Annotated in this window: 16 protein-coding genes and 1 pseudogene; 8 read left to right on the top strand and 9 right to left on the bottom strand. The window is 43.3% G+C overall.

Translation table 11 applies throughout. The features are described 5' to 3' along the window. Positions 1-40: 40 nt before the first annotated feature. The 6 genes and pseudogenes from fre to trxA all read right to left on the bottom strand — a co-directional run bounded on the left by fre (position 41) and on the right by trxA (position 6,064). Positions 41-751: an NAD(P)H-flavin reductase gene (fre, locus tag SKA34_RS21340; RefSeq protein ID WP_006647501.1), complete on the bottom strand. Its 711-nt coding sequence runs from the start codon at positions 749-751 to the stop codon at positions 41-43. 9 nt (positions 752-760) lie between these two features. Beyond that, positions 761-1,027: pseudogene (locus SKA34_RS21345) on the bottom strand (2Fe-2S iron-sulfur cluster-binding protein). Positions 1,028-1,100: 73 nt separating this feature from the next. Further along, positions 1,101-2,960: a 4-hydroxy-3-polyprenylbenzoate decarboxylase gene (gene ubiD / locus SKA34_RS21350; RefSeq protein WP_006647503.1), complete on the bottom strand. Its 1,860-nt coding sequence runs from the start codon at positions 2,958-2,960 to the stop codon at positions 1,101-1,103. Between the two features lie 170 nt (positions 2,961-3,130). Further along, positions 3,131-4,147 carry a hypothetical protein gene (locus tag SKA34_RS21355; protein ID WP_006647504.1) on the bottom strand — a complete coding sequence of 339 codons (1,017 nt, stop codon included), beginning with the start codon at positions 4,145-4,147 and terminating at the stop codon, positions 3,131-3,133. Positions 4,148-4,274: 127 nt separating this feature from the next. Next, positions 4,275-5,540, bottom strand: coding sequence for a transcription termination factor Rho (gene rho, locus SKA34_RS21360; protein WP_005372168.1), 1,266 nt, complete (start codon positions 5,538-5,540; stop codon positions 4,275-4,277). Between the two features lie 197 nt (positions 5,541-5,737). Continuing rightward, positions 5,738-6,064: a thioredoxin TrxA gene (gene trxA, locus SKA34_RS21365; RefSeq protein WP_005372169.1), complete on the bottom strand. Its 327-nt coding sequence runs from the start codon at positions 6,062-6,064 to the stop codon at positions 5,738-5,740. A 112-nt stretch (positions 6,065-6,176) separates the two neighbouring features. Here trxA and rhlB point away from each other — a divergent pair, with 112 nt between their 5' ends. Beyond that, positions 6,177-7,490 (top strand): ATP-dependent RNA helicase RhlB, encoded by a 1,314-nt coding sequence (rhlB, locus tag SKA34_RS21370; protein WP_006647505.1) that lies wholly within the window; start codon positions 6,177-6,179, stop codon positions 7,488-7,490. A 22-nt stretch (positions 7,491-7,512) separates the two neighbouring features. Beyond that, a complete protein-coding gene (gene gppA, locus SKA34_RS21375) occupies positions 7,513-9,003 on the top strand; it encodes a guanosine-5'-triphosphate,3'-diphosphate diphosphatase (protein ID WP_006647506.1) in 1,491 nt (496 codons plus the stop codon). A 63-nt stretch (positions 9,004-9,066) separates the two neighbouring features. Here gppA and prlC read toward each other — a convergent pair whose 3' ends face one another. Further along, positions 9,067-11,109: an oligopeptidase A gene (gene prlC, locus SKA34_RS21380; RefSeq protein ID WP_006647507.1), complete on the bottom strand. Its 2,043-nt coding sequence runs from the start codon at positions 11,107-11,109 to the stop codon at positions 9,067-9,069. Positions 11,110-11,323: 214 nt separating this feature from the next. Between prlC and SKA34_RS21385 the strand changes: the two genes are divergently transcribed. The 6 genes from SKA34_RS21385 (at position 11,324) to SKA34_RS21410 (ending at position 19,409) form a co-directional block, all read left to right on the top strand. Beyond that, positions 11,324-12,163: a 23S rRNA (adenine(2030)-N(6))-methyltransferase RlmJ gene (locus SKA34_RS21385; RefSeq protein ID WP_006647508.1), complete on the top strand. Its 840-nt coding sequence runs from the start codon at positions 11,324-11,326 to the stop codon at positions 12,161-12,163. Positions 12,164-12,368: 205 nt separating this feature from the next. Next, positions 12,369-13,727 carry a glutathione-disulfide reductase gene (gene gorA, locus SKA34_RS21390; RefSeq protein WP_006647509.1) on the top strand — a complete coding sequence of 453 codons (1,359 nt, stop codon included), beginning with the start codon at positions 12,369-12,371 and terminating at the stop codon, positions 13,725-13,727. Between the two features lie 95 nt (positions 13,728-13,822). After that, positions 13,823-15,148, top strand: coding sequence for a tyrosine-type recombinase/integrase (locus tag SKA34_RS21395; RefSeq protein WP_006647510.1), 1,326 nt, complete (start codon positions 13,823-13,825; stop codon positions 15,146-15,148). Then, complete coding sequence (locus tag SKA34_RS21400) at positions 15,141-16,910, top strand: hypothetical protein (protein ID WP_006647511.1); 1,770 nt, start codon at positions 15,141-15,143, stop codon at positions 16,908-16,910. The genes SKA34_RS21395 and SKA34_RS21400 overlap by 8 nt, the downstream gene beginning before the upstream one ends. Beyond that, on the top strand, positions 16,903-18,951 hold the full coding sequence (locus tag SKA34_RS21405; protein ID WP_006647512.1) for a hypothetical protein: 2,049 nt from the start codon (positions 16,903-16,905) through the stop codon (positions 18,949-18,951). The genes SKA34_RS21400 and SKA34_RS21405 overlap by 8 nt, the downstream gene beginning before the upstream one ends. After that, on the top strand, positions 18,948-19,409 hold the full coding sequence (locus SKA34_RS21410; RefSeq protein WP_006647513.1) for a hypothetical protein: 462 nt from the start codon (positions 18,948-18,950) through the stop codon (positions 19,407-19,409). Before SKA34_RS21405 ends, SKA34_RS21410 begins: the two co-directional genes overlap by 4 nt. 43 nt (positions 19,410-19,452) lie before the next feature. Here the strand turns inward: SKA34_RS21410 and SKA34_RS21415 are convergent, their stop codons facing one another. Then, positions 19,453-20,334, bottom strand: coding sequence for a hypothetical protein (locus SKA34_RS21415; RefSeq protein WP_006647514.1), 882 nt, complete (start codon positions 20,332-20,334; stop codon positions 19,453-19,455). Between the two features lie 126 nt (positions 20,335-20,460). Then, positions 20,461-21,638, bottom strand: a protein-coding gene (locus SKA34_RS21420) for an IS3 family transposase (protein WP_086004105.1) whose coding sequence is annotated in 2 segments (ribosomal slippage) — positions 20,461-21,380 and positions 21,380-21,638 — 1,179 coding nt in all. Because the reading frame shifts where the segments join, the coding sequence is not laid out codon by codon here. Between the last annotated feature and the right edge of the window lie 19 nt (positions 21,639-21,657).

Genomic DNA, 21,657 nt, shown 5'->3' on the forward strand with positions numbered 1-21,657 from the left:
CCAGCGTTTAACGCTGGCTTTGTATCAAAATATTTAATCGTTAAATAAACGCAAATGCGTCAGCAAACATATGTTCCCTTTGTGCATTTTTATCACTGCAGAAACGCTCACGGGCAGCACCCGCCATTTCAAAACGCCCGCAAACATAAATGTCATAAGCGGATAAACAAACAAAGTCTTCAGCAACTGCATCTAATACGTTACCCACTTTGCCTTGCCAATTCTCCAGCGCTTCTTCTACGACTGGTACATAAGTAATGTTGTCATGTTTTTCAGCTAACGCCTGCATTTCATCGTTGGAATACAGCTGATCAATACTACGGCCTCCCCAGTACACAAAAATAGGTTGGGTTAAACCACGGCTAATGCAATTATCTAACATGCTACGGATATAAGAAAAGCCCGTACCACCGGCAATCATCAGTAGTGGACGCTCACTTTCATGACGTAACCATGCATTACCATGTGCAGCATCAATCACCACTGGTTCATTGCAATCTAATGCCGCTTTCATCGCTTTTACGACTTCTAGAGCATACGCATTTTGCTCTGCTGCACCAATATGTAGCTCAAGCTCGCCTTCACGGCATGGGCTACTGGCAATTGAAAATGGACGCTTATCTTTCTCGCCCATTACCGCAAGCAGATATTGTCCCGCTTTGAAATCAATCGCCTGCTCAGGCTTTAACAAAATGCGATATGTGTTCGCGGCTAAGGGTTGTACTGACTTTACTTTGCACTGGATAGACATGGTTTTCCTCTAGTCTAACGTTAACACCAAGTCACTTTCCGCTATCGCTTGGCAGGTAAAAATCCACCCTTCCGTTTGTTCTTTTTCAGTGAGCATTGGCTCTCACTGATAACTCACTTCACCGGATGTTTTACGACACATACACATAGCACATGCCCCTACCTGACAGCGATTGGGAAAAGTAATGCCTGCGTCGAGCGCTGCTTGTAATACCGTTTGCTGCGCTGACGCAGTAAAGGTGATGTTATTTGGCAACAGGCGTACTTGATACATAATTTACTCTTACTACTTACTATTTGAAGCAGTAGTAAATAATACTTACTCTACCGCTCAGTATAGCGATAAACCTTTACTTCTCGATCCCAAGTTGGCTCCAAATTGCATCTATTTTTGCGACAACTTGCGGATTCTTAACTATTGGGTTGCCCCATTGACGTTCTACGGCATCAGGCCATTTATTGGTAGCATCTAATCCAAGCTTACTACTTTGGTCTAATGTTGATGCTAGTTGTACCGTATCACGGCTAGGATCCATACGTGTAGTGATCGCCCAAATAACATCGTTCCAATCACGCACGTTGACGTCTTGATCACACAAGATGATAAATTTTGCATCACTAAACTGCGTAATGAAGTCCCAAACGCCTTGCATCACACGCAGCGCTTGATCCGATTCTCTATTGGTAATACTTACAATCGCCATCTGCTGCTTGCTTGCAGTCGGTAAATAAATATCAATGATCTCAGGGTAAGCGTCACGCAACGCAACAATACCCGCTTCAACATCAAATTGATCATCATATTTGGCTTCAATCGATGGCGTACTAGCAAGCTCAGCGTCCCACTTCACCGTTGCATCTAAGCCCATTTTAGAGCCAAGGCCAACCACTGGAGAGGCAAAATCTAAGGAATCGATCGGCGTGTTATCTATAAATAATGTGTCACGTACAGGTTCCATATGGGTTGTCATGGCTGCTACCACACTATCCCAATTGCGCGCATCGACACTTTCATCACACACAATCACATATTTGGTATACATGAACTGACGCAGGAAAGACCACACACCCATCATTACCCGCTTGGCGTGACCAGGATATTGCTTCTTCATCGTCACGACTGCCATTCGGTATGAGCAACCTTCTGGCGGCAAGTAAAAATCGGTAATTTCAGGAAATTGTTTTTGTAAAATAGGCACAAAGACTTCATTGAGTGCCACACCCAATACCGCAGGCTCATCTGGCGGACGACCAGTGTAAGTGCTGTGGTAGATAGGATCATTACGCATTGTGATGTGAGTGATGGTAAAGACGTGATGACGCTCTTTCTCGTTATAGTAACCCGTATGATCGCCATAAGGACCTTCATCGGCAAACTCTTCGGGATCAATATAACCTTCCATCACAATTTCTGCGCTCGCAGGCACATCTAAGTCATTGGTCAAGCTCTTTACTACTTCTGTTCGACGACCGCGCAATAATCCGGCAAAGGCATATTCCGATAAGGTATCTGGAATAGGCGTTACCGCGCCGAGCACAGTGGCAGGATCGGCACCAAAAGCGACAGTGATTGGGAATTTTTCACCGGGATGGGTTTCTATCCAATCACGTAAATCTAGCGCACCACCACGGTGAGCAAGCCAACGCATGATGATTTTATTTTTAGCAATTTTTTGCTGGCGATAAATACCTAAGTTTTGGCGTTTTTTATGTGGCCCCTTGGTTATCGTTAATCCCCACGTAAGCAATGGCGCAACATCATCAGGCCAACAACTCATCACAGGGATTTTATCTAAATCAACGTCATCACCTTGCCACACAATTTCCTGGCACGGTGCATTACGCAGACGCTTCACTGGCATATTGAGCACTTGCTTAAACGCCGGTAATTTATCTAACGCTTCACGAAAACCACGTGGCGGTTCAGGCTCTTTTAAATATGCTAATAGCTTACCGACTTCACGCAACTCTTTAACTTCAGAGCGCCCCATCCCCATCGCTACTCGTTGCGGGGTACCAAATAAGTTAGCCAGTACCGGCATATCGTAGCCAATAGGATTTTCAAATAATAACGCGGGTCCACCAGCACGTAAGGTGCGGTCGCTAATTTCCGTTATTTCCTGATCTGGATCGACAGCCTGCTTAATTCGCTTCAACTGCCCGTTCTGTTCTAAATAGGCAATGAAGTCTCGCAGATCCTTGAATTTCATATCTGATACCACGATTGAGCTACGCCTTTAATATCAAAGATAGAGGCGTAGGGATGAGAATGATTTTCGCTAGTATAACCAGTTGTGCGCACTAAAACACCCATCAACAAGCGCTAATTTCATCACAAAAAAGAGAAATAATAGCGCCATAATCCTCATAAAAATAAAGACTATTTACGAGTTATCGGCGGAATTTGTCCTGTCGGTAATATTTCTTTGATATGCGCGACTAAATCAGGATCAGTACTGATTGCTAATAATTGTTGTAACCAATGATCATGACCTTGTTTCATCAAATAAGGTGTGATGAGTGATCGTTCAATCTGATCACCTAGCTGTATCTGCAAAAACGATTTCGCCATCTCGGGTAATGGATTAAAAGACGTCAATGCGCGATAAGCCGGCTCTTTAAGTGAAGGGTTTGAAGTGGCTGCAATTAACTGGCTAACAACAAAATCAGAAGCTGGTGTAATGGATAAACGTTGTATTTCCGCCAAGCTGTATTGATCGGTACGGCGACGCCACAGTAAATCATATAATTGACTGTCATCTGTATAGGCAGCAAGGACGGCAATAATACTGTTATCAGGTAGCCATAATAACTTTGGATCAGAATGAAACTGCTCGACTAAAACATCAATGGCAGAGTTAGATAATTGCGGGATAGCGCGCACTATCACTTTGCTGCGTTTCTGTTGCTGTTCTAAATCGCCTTTTAGCCATTCAGATAATGTTAGTTTTCCACGCTCTAAGTTAATCACAGCGTGATGGCTCACTAATTCTTTTTTCCATTCACGCAGCAGTCCGTTGGCTTGATTACTATAAAAGAAAGCCATTCGTTGCACCGTATACCCATCACCTTGTTCTGTGATAGTAAACGGCGATTGTCGCTCGGCTTGAATGGTTAACCATGCAATACGCGCAGCATTAAACTGTCTTACTTCACTGGCATATTGAATTAATTGGCTACGAGCAACCTCTTGTGTTAAAGCGGGAAGTTGATCGAGTAAAATTTCCAGTGACTGAAAATCACTGTGATCATAGTAAGGTTTGAGGCTTTCAATATGCGCGACAAATTGAGGCATTGTTTGAACATGCTGAATTTTCGCTTCAGTCACTTCTAACGCAGAAATAGGCTGTAATACACTCGCGATCAGTAAGCTTAACGCACACCATCGTCGTAACATAACACCTCCTTGTTAAGTCAAATACGCATAATCCGTGCCTATACAATCTCAGTATGCAGTAATTTCTGTCAATAAAAAACGCCGCCCGTGGGCGACGTTTTTAATAAATGTGACTCAGTGCAGCGAATTATGATTTTTGGCGACGCATCGCATCAAAGAATTCATCATTAGTCTTCGTCATTGATAGCTTATCAATCAAGAATTCCATGCTGTCAGTTTCGCTCATTGGGTGAACGATCTTACGTAGAATCCACATTTTCTGTAGCTCATCCGCTTTCGCTAGTAACTCTTCACGACGCGTACCTGAGCGGTTGATATCGATAGCAGGGAATACACGTTTCTCAGCGATCTTACGAGAGAGGTGAAGTTCCATGTTACCTGTACCTTTAAATTCTTCGTAGATAACCTCATCCATTTTCGAACCAGTATCAACTAGCGCTGTTGCGATGATAGTTAAGCTACCGCCTTCTTCTACGTTACGTGCAGCACCAAAGAAGCGCTTAGGACGGTGAAGGGCGTTGGCATCTACACCACCTGTTAATACCTTACCAGAAGAAGGAATTACGGTGTTGTATGCACGTGCTAGACGCGTAATTGAGTCAAGTAAGATAACAACATCTTTCTTGTGCTCGACTAAACGTTTTGCTTTTTCAATTACCATTTCAGCCACTTGTACGTGACGTGATGCTGGCTCATCAAACGTTGATGCAATCACTTCGCCTTTTACAAGGCGTTGCATCTCGGTCACTTCTTCTGGACGCTCATCAATAAGCAATACCATTAACTCACACTCAGGGTGGTTATGGGCAATACTTTGGGCAATGTTTTGAAGCAGCATTGTTTTACCCGCTTTTGGCGGAGCAACAATCAGACCACGTTGGCCTTTGCCGATTGGTGATGCTAAATCAAGAACACGTGCAGTGATGTCTTCTGTAGAGCCATTACCACGCTCCATACGCATACGAGAGTTTGCGTGCAGTGGAGTAAGGTTTTCAAATAGGATCTTATTGCGGGCGTTGTCAGGCTTGTCGTAGTTTACTTCATTAACTTTCAGTAATGCAAAGTAACGCTCACCGTCTTTCGGTGGACGGATCTTTCCGGCAATGGTATCGCCAGTACGTAAATTAAAACGACGGATTTGGCTTGGTGATACGTAAATATCATCAGGGCCTGCAAGGTAAGAACTATCAGCGCTACGAAGGAAGCCGAAGCCATCTTGTAAAATTTCTAGAACACCATCGCCAAAAATATCCTCACCACTCTTCGCATGCTGCTTAAGGATGGAGAAGATGATGTCTTGCTTTCTCAAGCGGGCAAGGTTTTCTAATCCTAAACTTTCGCCAAGTGATACCAACTTAGAAATCGGTTGGCTCTTTAATTCTGTAAGGTTCATAGTGGTGGGTTTCTTGTCTGTCAAAATCGGGGTTCTATATTAGTTGAGATAAAGATGACCAATAGGGCCTGGTCAAGAAATGAACGAAAATGTAATTTCTGTGCGCTACGGTAACACTAAACGTTCTATCCGTCTAGCATAGACGTAAGACAAACCATGTACAACTTAGAAATTGTCCATGGTTTGTAAAATTGCACTTATAAATTCGCGTCTAAGAACTCTTTAAGCTGTGTTTTCGACAGTGCGCCAACCTTTGTTGCCGCTACACCACCGTCTTTAAACAGCAGTAATGTCGGAATACCACGAATACCAAACTTTGGTGGTGTCTCCGCATTCTGATCAATATTTAATTTACCAATCGTTAGCTTGCCTTCGTATTCATCAGCGATTTCGTCAAGAATAGGGGCAATCATTTTACATGGACCACACCATTCAGCCCAAAAATCGACTAATACCGGCCCAGCAGCATTGATTACATCAGTGTCAAAACTCGCATCTGTAAGCTGCACAATCTTGTCGCTCATCTTCCACTCCAACAGTTGATTTTGTTAGCTGATCTTATTTTACCAGCAAATCGTTGCCCTATTTGAATGGAATACGTTTCGTATTGCAACCCTAAGCTGATATTCTATAGCAATGAAGACGACTCACATCACAGAGCGGAAATTTGCCGAGCTAGGGTTAAACCCTCTAGTTTTAAAAGGATTGGATGATAAAGGGTTCCATAATTGTACCCCGATCCAAGCCTTGGCATTGCCAGTTATGCTCACTGGCCATGATATCGCGGGACAGGCTCAAACAGGTACGGGTAAAACCATTGCCTTCCTAACCGCTACTTTTAACCATTTATTGGAGACAGCTGCGCCTGCGCATCGTAAAACCAATCAACCGCGTGCCATCATCATGGCGCCTACGCGTGAATTGGCGATCCAAATTTATAATGATGCATCATCATTGATTGCAAGTACGGGCTTAAAAGCCGGCCTCGCTTACGGTGGTGAACCTTACGAGAAGCAAAAAGCGGTTCTTGATGAGGGCGTGGATATCTTAATCGGTACGTGTGGTCGAATTATTGATTTCTACAAGCAACGTGTTATTGATTTAGCGAGCATTCAAGTGGTAGTGCTTGATGAAGCCGATCGTATGTTCGATTTAGGTTTTATTAAAGACATTCGCTTCTTGTTCCGTCGAATGCCAGCACCAAACGAGCGTTTAAGCCTGCTATTCTCAGCCACATTGTCTTACCGTGTGAAAGAATTAGCGTTTGAACATATGAATAGCCCTGAAAGCGTTGTCGTTGAGCCTGAACAAAAAACCGGTCATCGCATTCAAGAAGAATTGTTCTACCCATCTAACCAAGAAAAAATGCGTTTATTACAAACGTTAATTGAGGAAGAGTGGCCAGAGCGCGCAATTATTTTCGCTAACACCAAGCACCGTTGTGAAGATGTTTGGGGACACTTAGCCGCTGATGGTCATCGTGTTGGCTTGCTAACTGGCGATGTGCCACAGAAAAAACGCGAGCGTATTTTGGATCAATTCACCAAAGGTGATGTTGATATCTTAGTCGCGACCGATGTTGCTGCGCGTGGTTTACATATCCCTGCAGTAACGCATGTATTCAATTACGATTTGCCTGATGATGCAGAAGATTATGTACACCGTATTGGTCGTACAGGTCGAGCAGGCTTAAGTGGTCATTCAATCAGCTTTGCTTGTGAAGAATACGCAATTAATTTAACGGCAATTGAAGCTTACATTGAACATGGTATTCCACAGTCAAAGTATGATTCAGAAGCGCTGCTAGAAGATCTTCCAGCACCAATCCGCCTACAACGAAACCCTCGTCAAGGTGGTCGCCGTAATACTCAACGTCAAGGCCAAGGTCAAGGGCAACAACGTTCGCGCAATAATCGCCGTCGTCCGCCTCAAAACAATAAGCCAGCGTAATAACGATAAGTAATGTATGTCTATGGAAAGAAATTCAGTATCACCGCTTTATGCCGCCATTGATCTGGGCTCAAACAGTTTCCACATGTGGATTGTGCGTGAAGTTAATGGCAGTGTTCAGACACTCGCGAAAATCAAACGTAAAGTGCGTTTAGCCGCAGGTCTTAACAACCAAAATGTACTCAGTGAAGAAGCGATGCAGCGCGGTCTTGATTGTTTGGCACTCTTTGCCGAACGTTTACAAGACATCAAAGCCGACCATATCCGTATCGTTGGTACTGCCGCCTTACGCACAGCAGTGAACGCAAAAGAATTTCTTTCCAAGGCGAAGGCTATCCTTGGTTATCCGGTTAATATCATTCCGGGTGAAGAAGAAGCCCGCATTATCTACCAAGGAGTGGCGCACACCTCTGGTGGTAGTGATAAACGTTTAGTGGTTGATATCGGCGGTGCCAGCACTGAAGTTATTATCGGTAAAGGGTTTGATAGCAGTGCTTTAACCAGCTTAAAAATTGGTTGTGTAACATGGCTTGAGCGTTACTTTAAAGATCGCTACCTTACTTCAGCCAACTTCGAAGCTGCGATTAATGGCGCTAAAGAAGTCATTGAACCGATCATTGACCGCTATACCGAGCTTGGTTGGGAATCTTGTGTAGGTGCCAGTGGAACTGTACAAGCACTACAAGAAATTATGCTAGCGCAAGGAATGGATGAAATCATTACTTTGCAAAAGCTTAAGCGCTTACAACGCCAAGCTATGCAATACGAGCGTTTAGAAGATCTTGATATTGAAGGTTTAACACTAGAACGCGCATTAGTCTTTCCTAGTGGCTTATCAATTTTAATCGCGCTATTTGAGTCATTAAAAATTAAATCTATGACGCTAGCTGGTGGTGCACTACGTGAAGGTATGGTTTATGAAATGATGGAGCAAATGCGCCATCATGATGTATGTACTCGTACCATAGACAGTGTTCAAAAACGCTTTCAAATTGATACCGAACATGCCAATATTGTCAACAATATGGCAATGTCGATGTTAAGCCAATGCCCGAATTGGCAACTTGAACCACAAGCACAAAATATCTTGGAAGCGGCAGTAAAACTGCATGAAATAGGCGCAAGTATTGAGTTTAAGAAAAGCACTGAGCATGCCGCTTACCTAATCAAACACCTTGATCTCCCTGGCTTTACCCATGCCCAGCGTAATTTACTGGCTGAAATCCTGCGTCGTTACACCGGATCCCTGACCAGCTTACCTGAGCAATATGCACTCTCCGCACAAAGTGCGGCGCGTTTATTACGTTTGTTACGTATCGCCGTGATTGTATGTCATCGTCGCGATACGCGTTGTTTACCACCGTTTAACCTGCAAGTAGAAGGGGAAAAGCTAATCCTACTACTGCCTGCAAAATGGTTGATCAACAACCCGCTGACACGAAGCGAACTGCACCAAGAAGCGACCCGTCAAACAGACATGGGTTGGCCAATGCTTGTAACATCGCAAGACTAAATATTCTATTCGATCAAAAAAGGCTCCTAAAAGGAGCCTTTTTTTATACAACAACAGTCATTATTAACCCGTAATACCACTATGACGCAGCATTGCATCTAGCTCAGGCTCTCGACCGCGGAAGCGTTTGAATAGCGCCATTGGCTCTTCACTGCCCCCTTGCTCAAGGATACAAGTTAAGAAGTCTTGGCCTGTTAGCGGGTTGAAAATGCCTTCTTCTTCAAAGCGTGAGAACGCATCAGAAGACAATAATTCCGCCCACAAGTAGCTGTAGTAGCCTGCGCTGTAGCCACCAGCAAAAATATGACTAAAGCTATGTGGGAAACGTCCCCATTCAGGGCTTGGTACCACAGAGACACGTGATTTCACTTTAAATAAGGTATCTAACACCTGTGCACCCACTTCTGGATCGTATTCGGTGTATAACGTGAAATCAAACAGACCAAACTCAAGCTGACGTAAAATAAACATCGCTGATTGGAAGTTCTTCGCCGCCAGCATCTTATCTAGCATTTCTTTTGGTAGCGGCTCACCTGTCTCATAGTGACCTGAAATAAACGCCAGTGCTTCTTCTTCCCAACACCAATTTTCTAAGAACTGGCTTGGTAGCTCTACCGCATCCCATGGCACACCGTTAATACCTGATACTGACGCTACATCAACTTGAGTCAGCATGTGATGAATACCATGACCTGTTTCATGGAATAAAGTCACCACTTCATTGTGGGTAAATAATGCCGGCTTATCGCCAATCGGACGGTTAAAGTTACAAGTTAAGTAGGCTACAGGGGTTTGTAACGTGCCATCAATACGGGTGCGACGAACCATACATTCGTCCATCCACGCACCACCACGTTTATGATCACGCGCGTAAAGATCAAGATAAAAGCTACCGCGAAGTTTGCCTTTATTATCAAAGATGTCATAAAACGTTACTGATTTATGCCAAACTTCTACACCTTCACGTTGTTTAATCTCTAAACCAAACACACGCTTTAATACTTCAAAGAGACCTGCAACCACTTTCTTTTCAGGGAAATATGGACGTAACTCTTCATCTGAAATGCTGTAACGATGTTGTTTTAGTTTTTCTGAATAGTAAGCGAAATCCCATGGCTGTAGATCGTCAATACCAAATTCATTCTTAGCATATTCACGTAATTCAGCCACCTCACGCTCACCTTGTGGCTTTGCACGATCAGCAAGATCATTTAAGAAACCTAACACTTGCTCGGTAGATTCTGCCATTTTGGTCGCCAGTGATTTTTCACTGTAACTGTTAAAACCTAACATGCGAGCCAATTCGTGGCTCAGTTTAAGTTTTTCAGCAATTACTTCAGTGTTATCAAATTCACCTGCATTAGGACCACGATCTGAGGCACGGGTACCGAACGCTTCATACATTTCAGCACGTAGCTCACGGTTATCACAGTATGTCATTACCGGTAAGTACGACGGCATTTCTAGGGTGAATAAATACCCTTCTTTCTCTTTCGCTTCTGCGTTCGCTTTTGCCGCAAGCAAAACCGATTCAGGCAAACCGCTTAATTGCTCAACATCAGTAATGACCTTGTTCCATGCCATGGTGGCATCTAACACGTTATTACTAAAGGTTGAAGATAGCTCAGATAAGCGTTTACTGATCTCACCGTAACGCGCTTGCTCTTGTGCAGGTAAGCCTATACCTGATAGCTCAAATTCTTTTAAGGCGTCTTTGATCGACTTTTGCTGCGCTTTGTTCAACGACGCAAATTTATCGCTCGCTTTAATCGCTTTATAGGCTTCGTACAATCCTTTGTGTTGTCCAACCCAGGTACTGTAATCAGATAACAGAGGCAAACAGCTTTCATACGCTTCACGTAATTCAGCACTATTTTTCACGCCATTAAGATGACCGACAGGTGACCAAATACGACCCAGGCGATCATCAGTTTCAGCTAAAGGCGCACAGATGGTTTCCCAAGTTGGCTCAGCCATTTCCATCAACACAGATTCTACATTTTCACGGCAATCTACGATCGCTTGTTCTACCGCGGGCTTAATATGCTCAGGTTTAATATGAGCAAACGGTGGCAAATCTGTCATCGCTAATAATGGGTTGGACATACGCTTTTCCTTTATTTTTATCTTATTATTAACATGCGCCCATGATGGATGAATTTCAATCCTTGCTGCAACTTTGCCGCTAAATACTTAGTAATAACGGGTTGATACCGCACGGTTAGGCGCAAAGGTTCGCATCATAGTTGGATAATAGTTGAGAATTAACGATAATACTGACTAACAACCCCTCCTTTAGATACCGATAGAGATTGATTTCATGCTGAGTTATCGTCACAGCTTCCACGCAGGCAACCATGCTGACGTGGTTAAACACATTGTTCAAAGCTTAATTCTGGATGCACTCAAGCAAAAAGATAAACCTTTCGTCTATCACGATACTCACTCAGGTGTAGGTCGTTACGATCTGCAAGATGAGCGCAGCGAAAAAACCGGTGAATTTAAACAAGGTATTGCGCGTATTTGGTCACGTGATGATATCCCGGAAGCGATCCAGAGTTACATTGAAGCGATTAAAGATCTGAATCACAGCGAAGAGCTGCGTTACTACCCAGGATCACCAAAAGTGGCACGCGCACAAATCCGTGATCAAGACCGTATGGTACTCACCGAGCTTCATCCAAGTGATTTCCCACTGCTTCTGCAAGAATTTCGTGGTGATCGCCACGTTAAAATGTATAAAGAAGATGCCTTTGCTCGCTTAAAAGCTAGCCTTCCGCCGAAAGAACGTCGCGGTGTCGTATTGATCGATCCCCCCTACGAACTGAAACATGAATACCAAGATGTAGTAAAAGCGATCAAACAAAGCCATCAACGTTGGGCCACGGGTACCTATGCAATTTGGTACCCTGTGGTTTATCGTGAAACTATCGACAACATGCTTGAAGGCTTAAAAGATTTAAATATCCCTAAAATCTTACAAATTGAACTGGGTGTAGAGCCTGATAGTGAAGAGCGCGGTATGACAGCATCAGGTATGATTGTGATTAACCCACCTTGGAAGCTAGAAAGCCAAATGCGTGACATTCTGCCTTGGTTACAGCAAGCCATTGCGCCTAATCATGGTCACCACACCGTTGAATGGGTTGTGCCTGAATAAACCATTGGCAATATTTCCTCCCTTTAAAATACAGGCAGTGTATGCTGCCTGTACCAGATAATTCGTGCCACAATCTCAATTTCCGATGATTTAATGGTAAATCAATCGTATTTTTCGATTTTAAATCCTCGTCAGGCACCCCAATCTTTATTACACTAGCTCAATAGCTCGTCACGAATATAACGAATATTAATGGAGTAAAGTCATGGCAAAGCATTTTGATTACATCTGTATCGGCGGCGGTAGCGGCGGTATTGCATCAGCAAACCGTGCTGCAATGTATGGTGCAAAAGTTGCGATTATCGAAGCAAAAGCACTCGGTGGTACTTGTGTAAACGTAGGTTGTGTACCTAAAAAAGTGATGTGGCATGGTGCTCAAATCGCTGAAGCTATGCACCTTTACGCTAAAGACTACGGTTTTAATGTTGATGTAAAAGGTTTTGACTGGAGCAAACTGGTTGAAAGCCGTGAAGCTTACATTAGCCGTATTCATACTTCTTACGATAACGTATTGGGTAACAATAAAGTTGAAGTGATTAATGGCTTTGCAAAATTTGTCGACACAAAAACAATTGAAGTGAATGGCGAGCATTACACAGCCGATCATATTTTAATTGCTGTCGGTGGTGAGCCAACAATTCCTGCGATCCCAGGCGCTGAGCACGGTATCGACTCCAATGGTTTCTTTGAGTTAAACGAACAACCTAAGCGTACTGCAATTATTGGGGCGGGTTACATCGCCGTTGAAATTGCAGGTGTACTAAGCGCACTGGGTACTGACACTCACCTATTCGTACGTAAAGAATCACCACTACGTAGCTTCGATCCTTTGATTGTTGAAACGTTAGTTGAAGTAATGGCAACTGAAGGCCCAACACTACACACTCATTCAGTGCCTAAAGAAGTGGTTAAAGAAGCTGATGGCTCTATCACACTGCACTTTGAGAACGGTGAATCACACAATACTGATGTATTGATTTGGGCTATTGGCCGTCACCCAACCACAGATAAAATTAACCTTGAAACAACTGGCGTTGCAACCAACGACCGTGGTTACATCAAAGTCGATGAATACCAAGAAACAAATGTTAAAGGTATTTACTGTGTCGGTGACATTATGGAAGGCGGTATTGAGTTAACCCCAATAGCGGTTAAAGCAGGTCGTCAACTTTCTGAGCGTTTGTTTAACAATAAACCTGATGCGAAGATGGATTACTCACTCGTACCAACAGTTGTGTTCAGTCACCCACCAATCGGCACGATTGGCCTGACAGAGCCTGAAGCTATTGCGCAATACGGTGAAGAAAACGTAAAAGTATACAAGTCTGGCTTTACCTCCATGTACACCGCTGTAACGAGCCACCGTCAACCTTGTAAGATGAAACTCGTATGTGCTGGCGATGATGAAAAAGTAGTTGGTCTACACGGTATTGGTTTCACTGTTGACGAAATGATCCAAGGCTTTGGTGTTGCAATTAAGATGGGCGCAACAAAGGCTGACTTTGATAGCGTTGTGGCAATTCACCCAACGGGCAGTGAAGAGTTTGTTACCATGAGGGGTTAGTGTAGAAACTTAACTACCACACGTTTAGAAATCTGGAAGAACATTCAACACTGCTTATACTGGTTGTATAGGCAGTGTTCTTTCTAGGTGGATAAATGGCTCAACTAATACATTCCAGTGACGTTTACAAAGATACAGAATTAACACTCAGAGATGATGGTACTTACCATTGTCAGCCAACAAAAAACAACATAGGCTCACTGCCAACACTGTTTTCTGATGACGGTGCTTTTCTCCAAGAGCCAAATAGTTATCTCTTTTATCTCAAAGCTGTAAAGAGAGCTAAAGATCTCAACCCATGCAGTCGCGCTCTACTCAAATACTATCAGTTCCTAGAAGATGAGCAGTTGAAGTGGAATCACTTCCCTCCAATCAAAAGACTAAAGCCCACGTACCTGTTCCGATCTCACTTACTTAAGCTAGTAAAATGTGGCGAGTTGGCGCATAGCACCGCCAATACCTACATGAACCAAGTTAAGAACTTCTACCTTTGGACAATGCACGAAGGTTATTTGCGCATAGAGAGAGAGCAAGAAGCTCCATTCAAAATGGAATTTGTGCAGGTTCAAAATCTCGGAATGCTAGCGCACATTAAGCCAACATTTACTGTGGAAACTAGCGACCTTAGAATCAAGGTTCCCAAAGACAGCGATTCAAAAAACATCCGTCCCCTAACCCCGCTAAACCAAGAATCGCTTAATTTATTGCTCTCATTTCTACCTAAAACCTCCGAAGAACTTAGGCTACAGGTGCTCCTTTCAATTGATACAGGAATGCGTATTGAAGAAATCGCCACCTTTAGCTTGAACGCATTAGATACAGCAGTGCCTGTTGCTGATAGCCAGCATCGTTTTGAATTAACGTTATGCCCCCAGTCTACTGGTGTTCAAACCAAATTTGATAAAAAACGTCGAATTGAAATTTCTATTGAGCTATTGGGAGCACTACGTGAATACCGAGTTTCTGAGCGTAGGCTTAGTCGCGCCAATAAGTTATATAAAAAAATAAGCCAGCTCACGGATGACTCCGTAACTCTTAATCACAACAGCATAGAAATGTTAGAGCGATGCGAACGCCACGAGCCTTTGTTCATCAGCCAGCAAGGCAACCCGATGTCCAGAGAAACCATAGAATCTCGCTGGATTGAACTCAGGGGTGAAATACAGAAGGTAGACAGTTCTTTTAAGCATCGTTTCCATGACCTAAGGGCAACTTATGGCACTTACAGGCTGAGTGACTTACTGGATGCCAAGCTCGGTACTATTGAATCCCTAGAACTCTTGATGGGCTGGATGGGGCACAAGGATGAAAGCACTACTTGGAAATACCTACGTTACCTCAAGCGCAAGGAAGTATTTAAAGTGAAATTCGGCATCTTGGACACCATCATGCACGAAGCACTTGGAGGTGGTGATGAGTGATATCACTTACCTAAGTGGCTGGGATGCATCATTGAGCATTCAAATGAATACAGATGGCAATAATACCTGTGACTTCAACCGCTTGATGTACAGAGGCTTTCCTAGCACCAAACACCTTCAAGAAAACAGGTATTTTGAGTTAGCCAATCGTGATGGTTTTATTCTTCAGTATAAAGACAGCCATGTAGAGAAAATGGAAGAAGGAACTAGTCACAAAACTTTATGTACTCACTACTCGGAAATATCACTATATCTGAGATGGTGCGATGAAAAGGGCATTGACGCTTTTACTAAAGAGTCGCTGGAAGGTTACTTTGAACATTCATTACAAAGAATACGCTTAGGGACACTAAAAAAAACGACCTATACTGGCAGGCTTGCCAAGATCACGGTGGTTTTTCGAGATTATCTCGATTTACCTACTGGCTGGTTTCTCAATATTCCTACTGTCGGAACAGATGATGGAGAAGCCTTTGAAGCCTATACCCGAAGCGATTTAAACCAGTTACTGCCGTTTTTGCGAAAGCTGTTCAACCAAACCTCAAAGCAGTTTATTGAGAACCCTAGCAAGCATATAGATGCTTGGAAAACGGCACCTACAATGACATTTCATTGGAAGGGACAAGAGTATCAATTATGCGCTGCAATATCGAAGATGATGTGCGCTGCAACTTACTTGTTAAGCTATTACACATACTCAAACACAGGTGTACTTTTTGATTTAAAGCGTCCGAGCAATGCTTCTACTTCAGTTGGTGAGCAGTGGTATCAAATGCCAGCCTTCAAGCGGAGAAGTTTTAAAACCGTTCATGTAGAGATAGGTGAACATGATTACCTTGAGATACCTAAGTACAGCCTCAGCGTCTTCGATAAATTGCTTGAAGTTTCAAAGGTCTTGGACAATTCAAGTAATGCATTGTTATTACAGACCATCGCTCACAACAAATTACAGCCAATAAAGCAAGCCACCCTCCAAGCCTTCAATAAACTCTGGCTAGAAAAGCACTTTAGTTTTACTGACCAAACAGCGCGAAAACTAAGACCAGTTGTGAGCCGATTCCGAGAAACGGGATCACAAATAACAACGGCTTATCAAGGCGAGCTTGCCAATGACATAACCCTTGGCAATACACCACAAACGCGTAAACGTCATTACACAACGGGCAATAAGCACAACAACAATGCCATGATGCAGGACGTGACGACTATCAGGCAGGAGCAAGCTCAGTCCAAACAAAGTGTAACAGCAGCACGCTCCGCTTTAGGGATCGAGGTTCTAACTATTGAAGAAGAGTTAAAAACAACCTTTCCTGAGCTTAGCAGAACCCCAAATGGGGGAAGTTGTGCTAATCCATTTGGTGAAAGATCTGAGGCTTACAACCGAAAAGCACAACAGCGCAAACTACTTAAAGACGGTGAAAAGTTGGCGTGTGCAGATTTACTCAAGTGTTTTGGTTGCCCAGAACAAGTGATAGTGCAGTCGGTCAGTGATATCTGGTGTTTACTGTCATTTAAAGAGTGTATTGAAGAATCTCTATACCTACATTTGAACGCCCATCATTACCGCCAAAATTTTGAAAGTATAGTGGTATTCATCACTGAGAAAATCTTCCCAAAAATTAACAAAAACATTTTAAAACAGGCTGAAGCATTGATTGATGAAGAAGGATTGCATCCTCTTTGGGAGGACTCTGGTGCAATCCTTTCCATGATACCAACACAGCATGTTGACTCAGCTGCCAAGGAAATGATCAATGACTAATCCATACCTTTATACAACGGACTTCCCAGAACAACACTGGGTTATAAACTCCGACATTATCAGTTTATTTCACAACAATGATTGGGGTGCACTCAATAATTTAGTGGTATGCCGAGACAAGCATGGAAAAGTCACTGCTCGTTTTGGAGACGATGTATGGAACCTACAGCCCTACGCTCGGAGCAAAGACAAATACAACATCAAATTTGGAGATTGGAGTGATACTCCTGAGTTAAAAACTGAACTCAAGTTACTATCGTATGGTTGGCTTCACCATAAAATAGTGAAAGGTAATGCCCCTAAGTACACAACCGTTTGCCATAGAGTAAGTACGATTAAAGTAACTTTTCATTTTCTAAAGCAGATTAAAGCAGCATCTCTTGCAGCCTTGGCTAAAGATAAAACATTCCAAGACTTCAAAAACTATTTAAAAGCAAAAGATAGTAGAAAACGTAATTTAGACCAGATATTTACTGCAATTAACAATGCGATCGCCTTAGAGCCATGGCTAAAAAGCTCATTTGGTTTTCCAGCGAAACTTGAGCCTTCCGTTCTGTCAAAAGAAATTAGCAATAAAGAGTCACAACAAACACTGGCAATACCAGAACGCTTAAGTGATGAAATCTATGGGAAAGCAATTGAGTTAATTGAAACTGCATTTCCTCAACAGCACCTCATTGCAAACATAGAGTCTGAATTACAACACAACTACACAGAAGGCAAAGCCTTTGTCGATAGTAAGATTCGTAGTGGCAGTAGATTTAGTTGCACCGACGATATGGGGCAAGTTACTGATCGGCATAAATACGCATTACTAATTAACTATAATCTACGTCTGCCCCCCAAAGAAATAGTTGCTCCACTCTCTAATCAGATAACAGGTATTACAATCAACAATGCCGTTGATTTTCAACGATATCTAGGACAGCTAATCACCGCCTGCTATATAGCATGCGGAGGCTTTTCTGGAATGCGAGAATCCGAGCTTGAAAAGCTCAGCCCAGATAGTTATTACAAAGATCATTTTAATGGTCGTGACTTTCATATGCTCCAATCCAGCACCTTCAAATTGGGAGAAAAACGCGAGACGTGGGTTGCAGCACCCATCGTTGAGAAAGCGATAGCGTTGATGTCTACCCTCTCTGAGGCATGGCGAAAGAGCGTCAAATACCCCGACGAACGCTACCCAAATACGCTTTGGTGCAATCAAGGTGCTCGGTCTAGATCTCCCGCATTAATTTGCCACTGGAATAAGCGATTAGAGCTTTTCTGTAAGCATTTTGGCTTTGTGGTAACTAAAGAAGATTATCAAGAATGCATTGTATCTAACCCGAACTCATTAGACAGAATCAAAAACCGTGTGGTCATTGGAAAACCTTGGCCTTTAGCAACTCACCAGTTTCGACGTTCACTAGCTTTTTACACAATTAAACACCGACTAGGGACTAAAGTAGCTCTAAAGCAGCAGTTTAAGCATCTCTACCTTTCAATGACAGAGTGGTACACCAACGGTGGGCAACTAGCTAGCCTACGAGACTTAACCGTTGATAAAAAGGTGCAACAAGCACTTGATGAAATTAACGCCGAAATGACAGCTAGCAAGATCTTTAAACAATGGTACTCTAATGAACCACTATCAGGTTCAATGGGTAAAGCCATTATCAAAATGCGTGGCGACGTTCCGCATATTTATAGCTCTTGGGAAACCATTTATGAAGCCGTCAAGAAAGGTACTTTGACCTTACACGGTACAGCACATAGCTATTGCAAGAATGGTTATGATTGCGACATGGATGGTGTGGTAATGCCTCAATTCTGTGTTGATTGTGCAGGCCAAGGTAGCATCATCGATAAAGACCAAGCCTTATGGTGGCAGAAGAAACACAATAGCTTAGTTCGCTACATGGCGTTAGGTGAGGATATTTCAGTAACGGATAAGAGCCATTACATTACCCAGATCAGGGCAGCCGAAAACGTAATGGCTGACTTTGATATGCCCTTCACCCCGTTTGAGCCAGACCTAAAGGTAACGAATTTATGAGCAAAAGTGAAAACACTTTAATTGCCTTGGAAGCAGCACTAGAGCGCATTGCGCAAGGTAAACCTAAGCGTATTCCCACCACGCGAAAACTTAGCGTAAGAGCTGTGGAGGAAGAAGCTAATCTAGGTAACGGCAGCGGCTATTACTACCCAGATTTCGTGCAAAAGGTAAAACAGGTCAAAGCCGATATTGCGGAAGCCAAAGGTGAATATGTTCAGCCAGAAATCCAAGCGGTGCGGAGTAAGCTCAAAGAGCAAAAGCGCATTAAAAGTAACTTCAAAGACAAGTATGAGGCTGAGCGAGAGAAGTTAGCCCTGTTTGCGGCTGCACAGCATCACCTCAATGATAAGTTAGTTAAGGCACTGGCTCGTATTGATGAACTTGAATATGAGAATGCTAATCTCAGAGAACAACTGGCTGTTGCCAGTCGTTCAAATCTTCAAGCAATCAAGAAGTAAAGCAATCTAACAGCTATACAAAGCTCAAATAAAAATAGACCAACTAGCCTATGGTAATGTACCCCTGTTTTTTATGACGCTTAGCGTATGGGAAAGCCATACTCATCTTCCCATTTTCGACTAGTGGTGCTAATTGTTTCTCTCGTATATTCTGCGGAGTGCGGTCAACTAGCTGAGCAATGATACTTAATGGGATAAAGTGGCCTCGGCACAAGTTCAGAACAATATCGTCCATAATCTCGTTTGACAGGCGCTTTTTATCTCGTGCTGGCTCAGAAATGCCTTTCAATTTTTGCTTTAACTGATCATCCAAACACTCAAAATCGTCAATATATGGATATGGAAGCTTATTAGTAACAAACCTCCCGAGTTCATCCCTATCTGGCCCCTTATCCGTGATCATATCGCCATTATCCGTGTTCATATTTCCACTATCCGTGATCATATCTTCACTATCCGTGATGACAGACTGAATTGATAACGGATTTACAGCAAACACTTCATCTGGTGAGGGCAATTCTACTCCAGGTAATGTATAAGACTTATCTCGCTTCTCACCGTGAGAGATCAGAAAGCCATTACTTACTAACTTAGGTAATGCCAGAGTAACATCTCGAGAGTGCAGACTAGTGAGCTGGCACGCTCGCTCATGGTCAACCCAACCTTCAGCCGCCGCAGTAATCACTATGCTACGTTCAAGCTCATTGAGCCTCTCGACTTTACTACCAAACTTCTGATGTAGTAACGCGGCTGTTTCCTCGGATACCAAATTAACAATCGAAAGTTCGAGCAACGTTTGTTCTGGCTCCACTTTTTCGTGTAGCCGAGGGACACGCCAGTTTGCCCATTTCCAGCCACTGTATATCTTCGGGATCCCCGAGCCCGAGCGCTCTCCGGCACCGATCATCAGAAACATTTGATGCATAAGCCTGTTCCTACAATCACTCTCATAACCTTTAATTGCCTGTTCTGGAGGAATACGCATTAAACCAGGGTTACGGAAGCCAAATAGGTCTGGTCGCTTTACAACTAAGATAGGCAAATGTAGTGGTCAACTAAAATTGGCCACGGTTTTAGAGTTTTCCCAATATAATCGTTCTGATTCGTTGGGAGTTAGGCCGCCATTATATTGATGCGGCCTGAGTTGACAGTAATACCCGATAATGTAGCGGATGATCTCTTGTTGAGCTTCAGCAAAACTACGATAACCCACTGTTGGCACCCATTCGGTCTTTAAGCTTCTAAAGAAACGCTCCATTGGTGCATTATCCCAGCAATTTCCTCGGCGAGATAAACTCTGTTTTATCTTAAAACGCCACAGTAATTGACGGTACTTTCGACTTGTATAGTGGCTACCTTGATCGCTGTGGAACATGACGCCTTTCGGCTTACCACGCGACTCATAAGCCATTGAAAGAGCTTTGCCTGTCAGACTGGAATCAGGTGATAAAGACATCGACCAACCAATCACTTTGCGGGCAAAAAGATCAATAACAACCGCTAAATACATCCAGCGATTTCCTGTCCAAATATACGTAACATCACCAACCCAAACTTCATTTGGGGCGGTAACAGCAAACTGTCGGCCCAAGTGATTTGGAACCTCAACATGTTCTTGAGAAGCCTTTCTGTATCGATGCTTTGGCTGTTGGCAACTGACTAAACCAAGCTCTCTCATGAGTTTTGTTGCTCGGTATCGGCTCAGTTTTAAACCCTGATTTGTGACTATATCTGCAATAGTCCTCGCTCCCGCAGAGGCGTTGCTTGCTGCGTGGGCCTCACTAACTAAGCTGCGAAGTTTGACTGTTTCCGCCCTAATCGCTGTTGGACGCTTTAGCCAATAGTTATAACTACTTCGATGAACATTGAAGACTTCGCATAATGTTTTTACGCTATAGCTCTGCTTGAGTTTCTTGATCATCAAGAATTGTTCAGTGAGTCCGACATCAACAGAGCCGTGGCTTTTTTTAATATTTCATTATGCTCTTCAAGACGAGCTAACTTCTTTTTTAATTCCCGAATTTCTATTTGCTCAGGGGTCATAGGCGAAGCTTTTGGCGTTTTGCCTTGTCGTTCTTGTTTAAGCTGACGAACCCATTTATCCATCGTGGATTTACCCACATTCATGGCTTGGGCGGCTTCTGCCACTGAGTAATTTTGATCAATCACTAACTGTGAAGCCTCGAGCTTGAATTCTGCGCTGAATAGTCGTCTTGTACGATTTGTCATAGTGTCACCTGTTAACGTA

The sequence above is a fragment of the Photobacterium sp. SKA34 genome, from assembly GCF_000153325.1.
Lineage (GTDB): Bacteria > Pseudomonadota > Gammaproteobacteria > Enterobacterales > Vibrionaceae > Photobacterium.

What these genes read in the sequence shown, in the direction of transcription:
- fre (WP_006647501.1), bottom strand. Translation starts at nt 751, where the DNA reads ATGTCTATCCAGTGCAAAGTAAAGTCAGTACAACCCTTAGCCGCGAAC.
- ubiD (WP_006647503.1), bottom strand. Translation starts at nt 2,960, where the DNA reads ATGAAATTCAAGGATCTGCGAGACTTCATTGCCTATTTAGAACAGAAC.
- SKA34_RS21355 (WP_006647504.1), bottom strand. Translation starts at nt 4,147, where the DNA reads ATGTTACGACGATGGTGTGCGTTAAGCTTACTGATCGCGAGTGTATTA.
- rho (WP_005372168.1), bottom strand. Translation starts at nt 5,540, where the DNA reads ATGAACCTTACAGAATTAAAGAGCCAACCGATTTCTAAGTTGGTATCA.
- trxA (WP_005372169.1), bottom strand. Translation starts at nt 6,064, where the DNA reads ATGAGCGACAAGATTGTGCAGCTTACAGATGCGAGTTTTGACACTGAT.
- rhlB (WP_006647505.1), top strand. Translation starts at nt 6,177, where the DNA reads ATGAAGACGACTCACATCACAGAGCGGAAATTTGCCGAGCTAGGGTTA.
- gppA (WP_006647506.1), top strand. Translation starts at nt 7,513, where the DNA reads ATGGAAAGAAATTCAGTATCACCGCTTTATGCCGCCATTGATCTGGGC.
- prlC (WP_006647507.1), bottom strand. Translation starts at nt 11,109, where the DNA reads ATGTCCAACCCATTATTAGCGATGACAGATTTGCCACCGTTTGCTCAT.
- SKA34_RS21385 (WP_006647508.1), top strand. Translation starts at nt 11,324, where the DNA reads ATGCTGAGTTATCGTCACAGCTTCCACGCAGGCAACCATGCTGACGTG.
- gorA (WP_006647509.1), top strand. Translation starts at nt 12,369, where the DNA reads ATGGCAAAGCATTTTGATTACATCTGTATCGGCGGCGGTAGCGGCGGT.
- SKA34_RS21395 (WP_006647510.1), top strand. Translation starts at nt 13,823, where the DNA reads ATGGCTCAACTAATACATTCCAGTGACGTTTACAAAGATACAGAATTA.
- SKA34_RS21400 (WP_006647511.1), top strand. Translation starts at nt 15,141, where the DNA reads ATGAGTGATATCACTTACCTAAGTGGCTGGGATGCATCATTGAGCATT.
- SKA34_RS21405 (WP_006647512.1), top strand. Translation starts at nt 16,903, where the DNA reads ATGACTAATCCATACCTTTATACAACGGACTTCCCAGAACAACACTGG.
- SKA34_RS21410 (WP_006647513.1), top strand. Translation starts at nt 18,948, where the DNA reads ATGAGCAAAAGTGAAAACACTTTAATTGCCTTGGAAGCAGCACTAGAG.
- SKA34_RS21415 (WP_006647514.1), bottom strand. Translation starts at nt 20,334, where the DNA reads ATGCATCAAATGTTTCTGATGATCGGTGCCGGAGAGCGCTCGGGCTCG.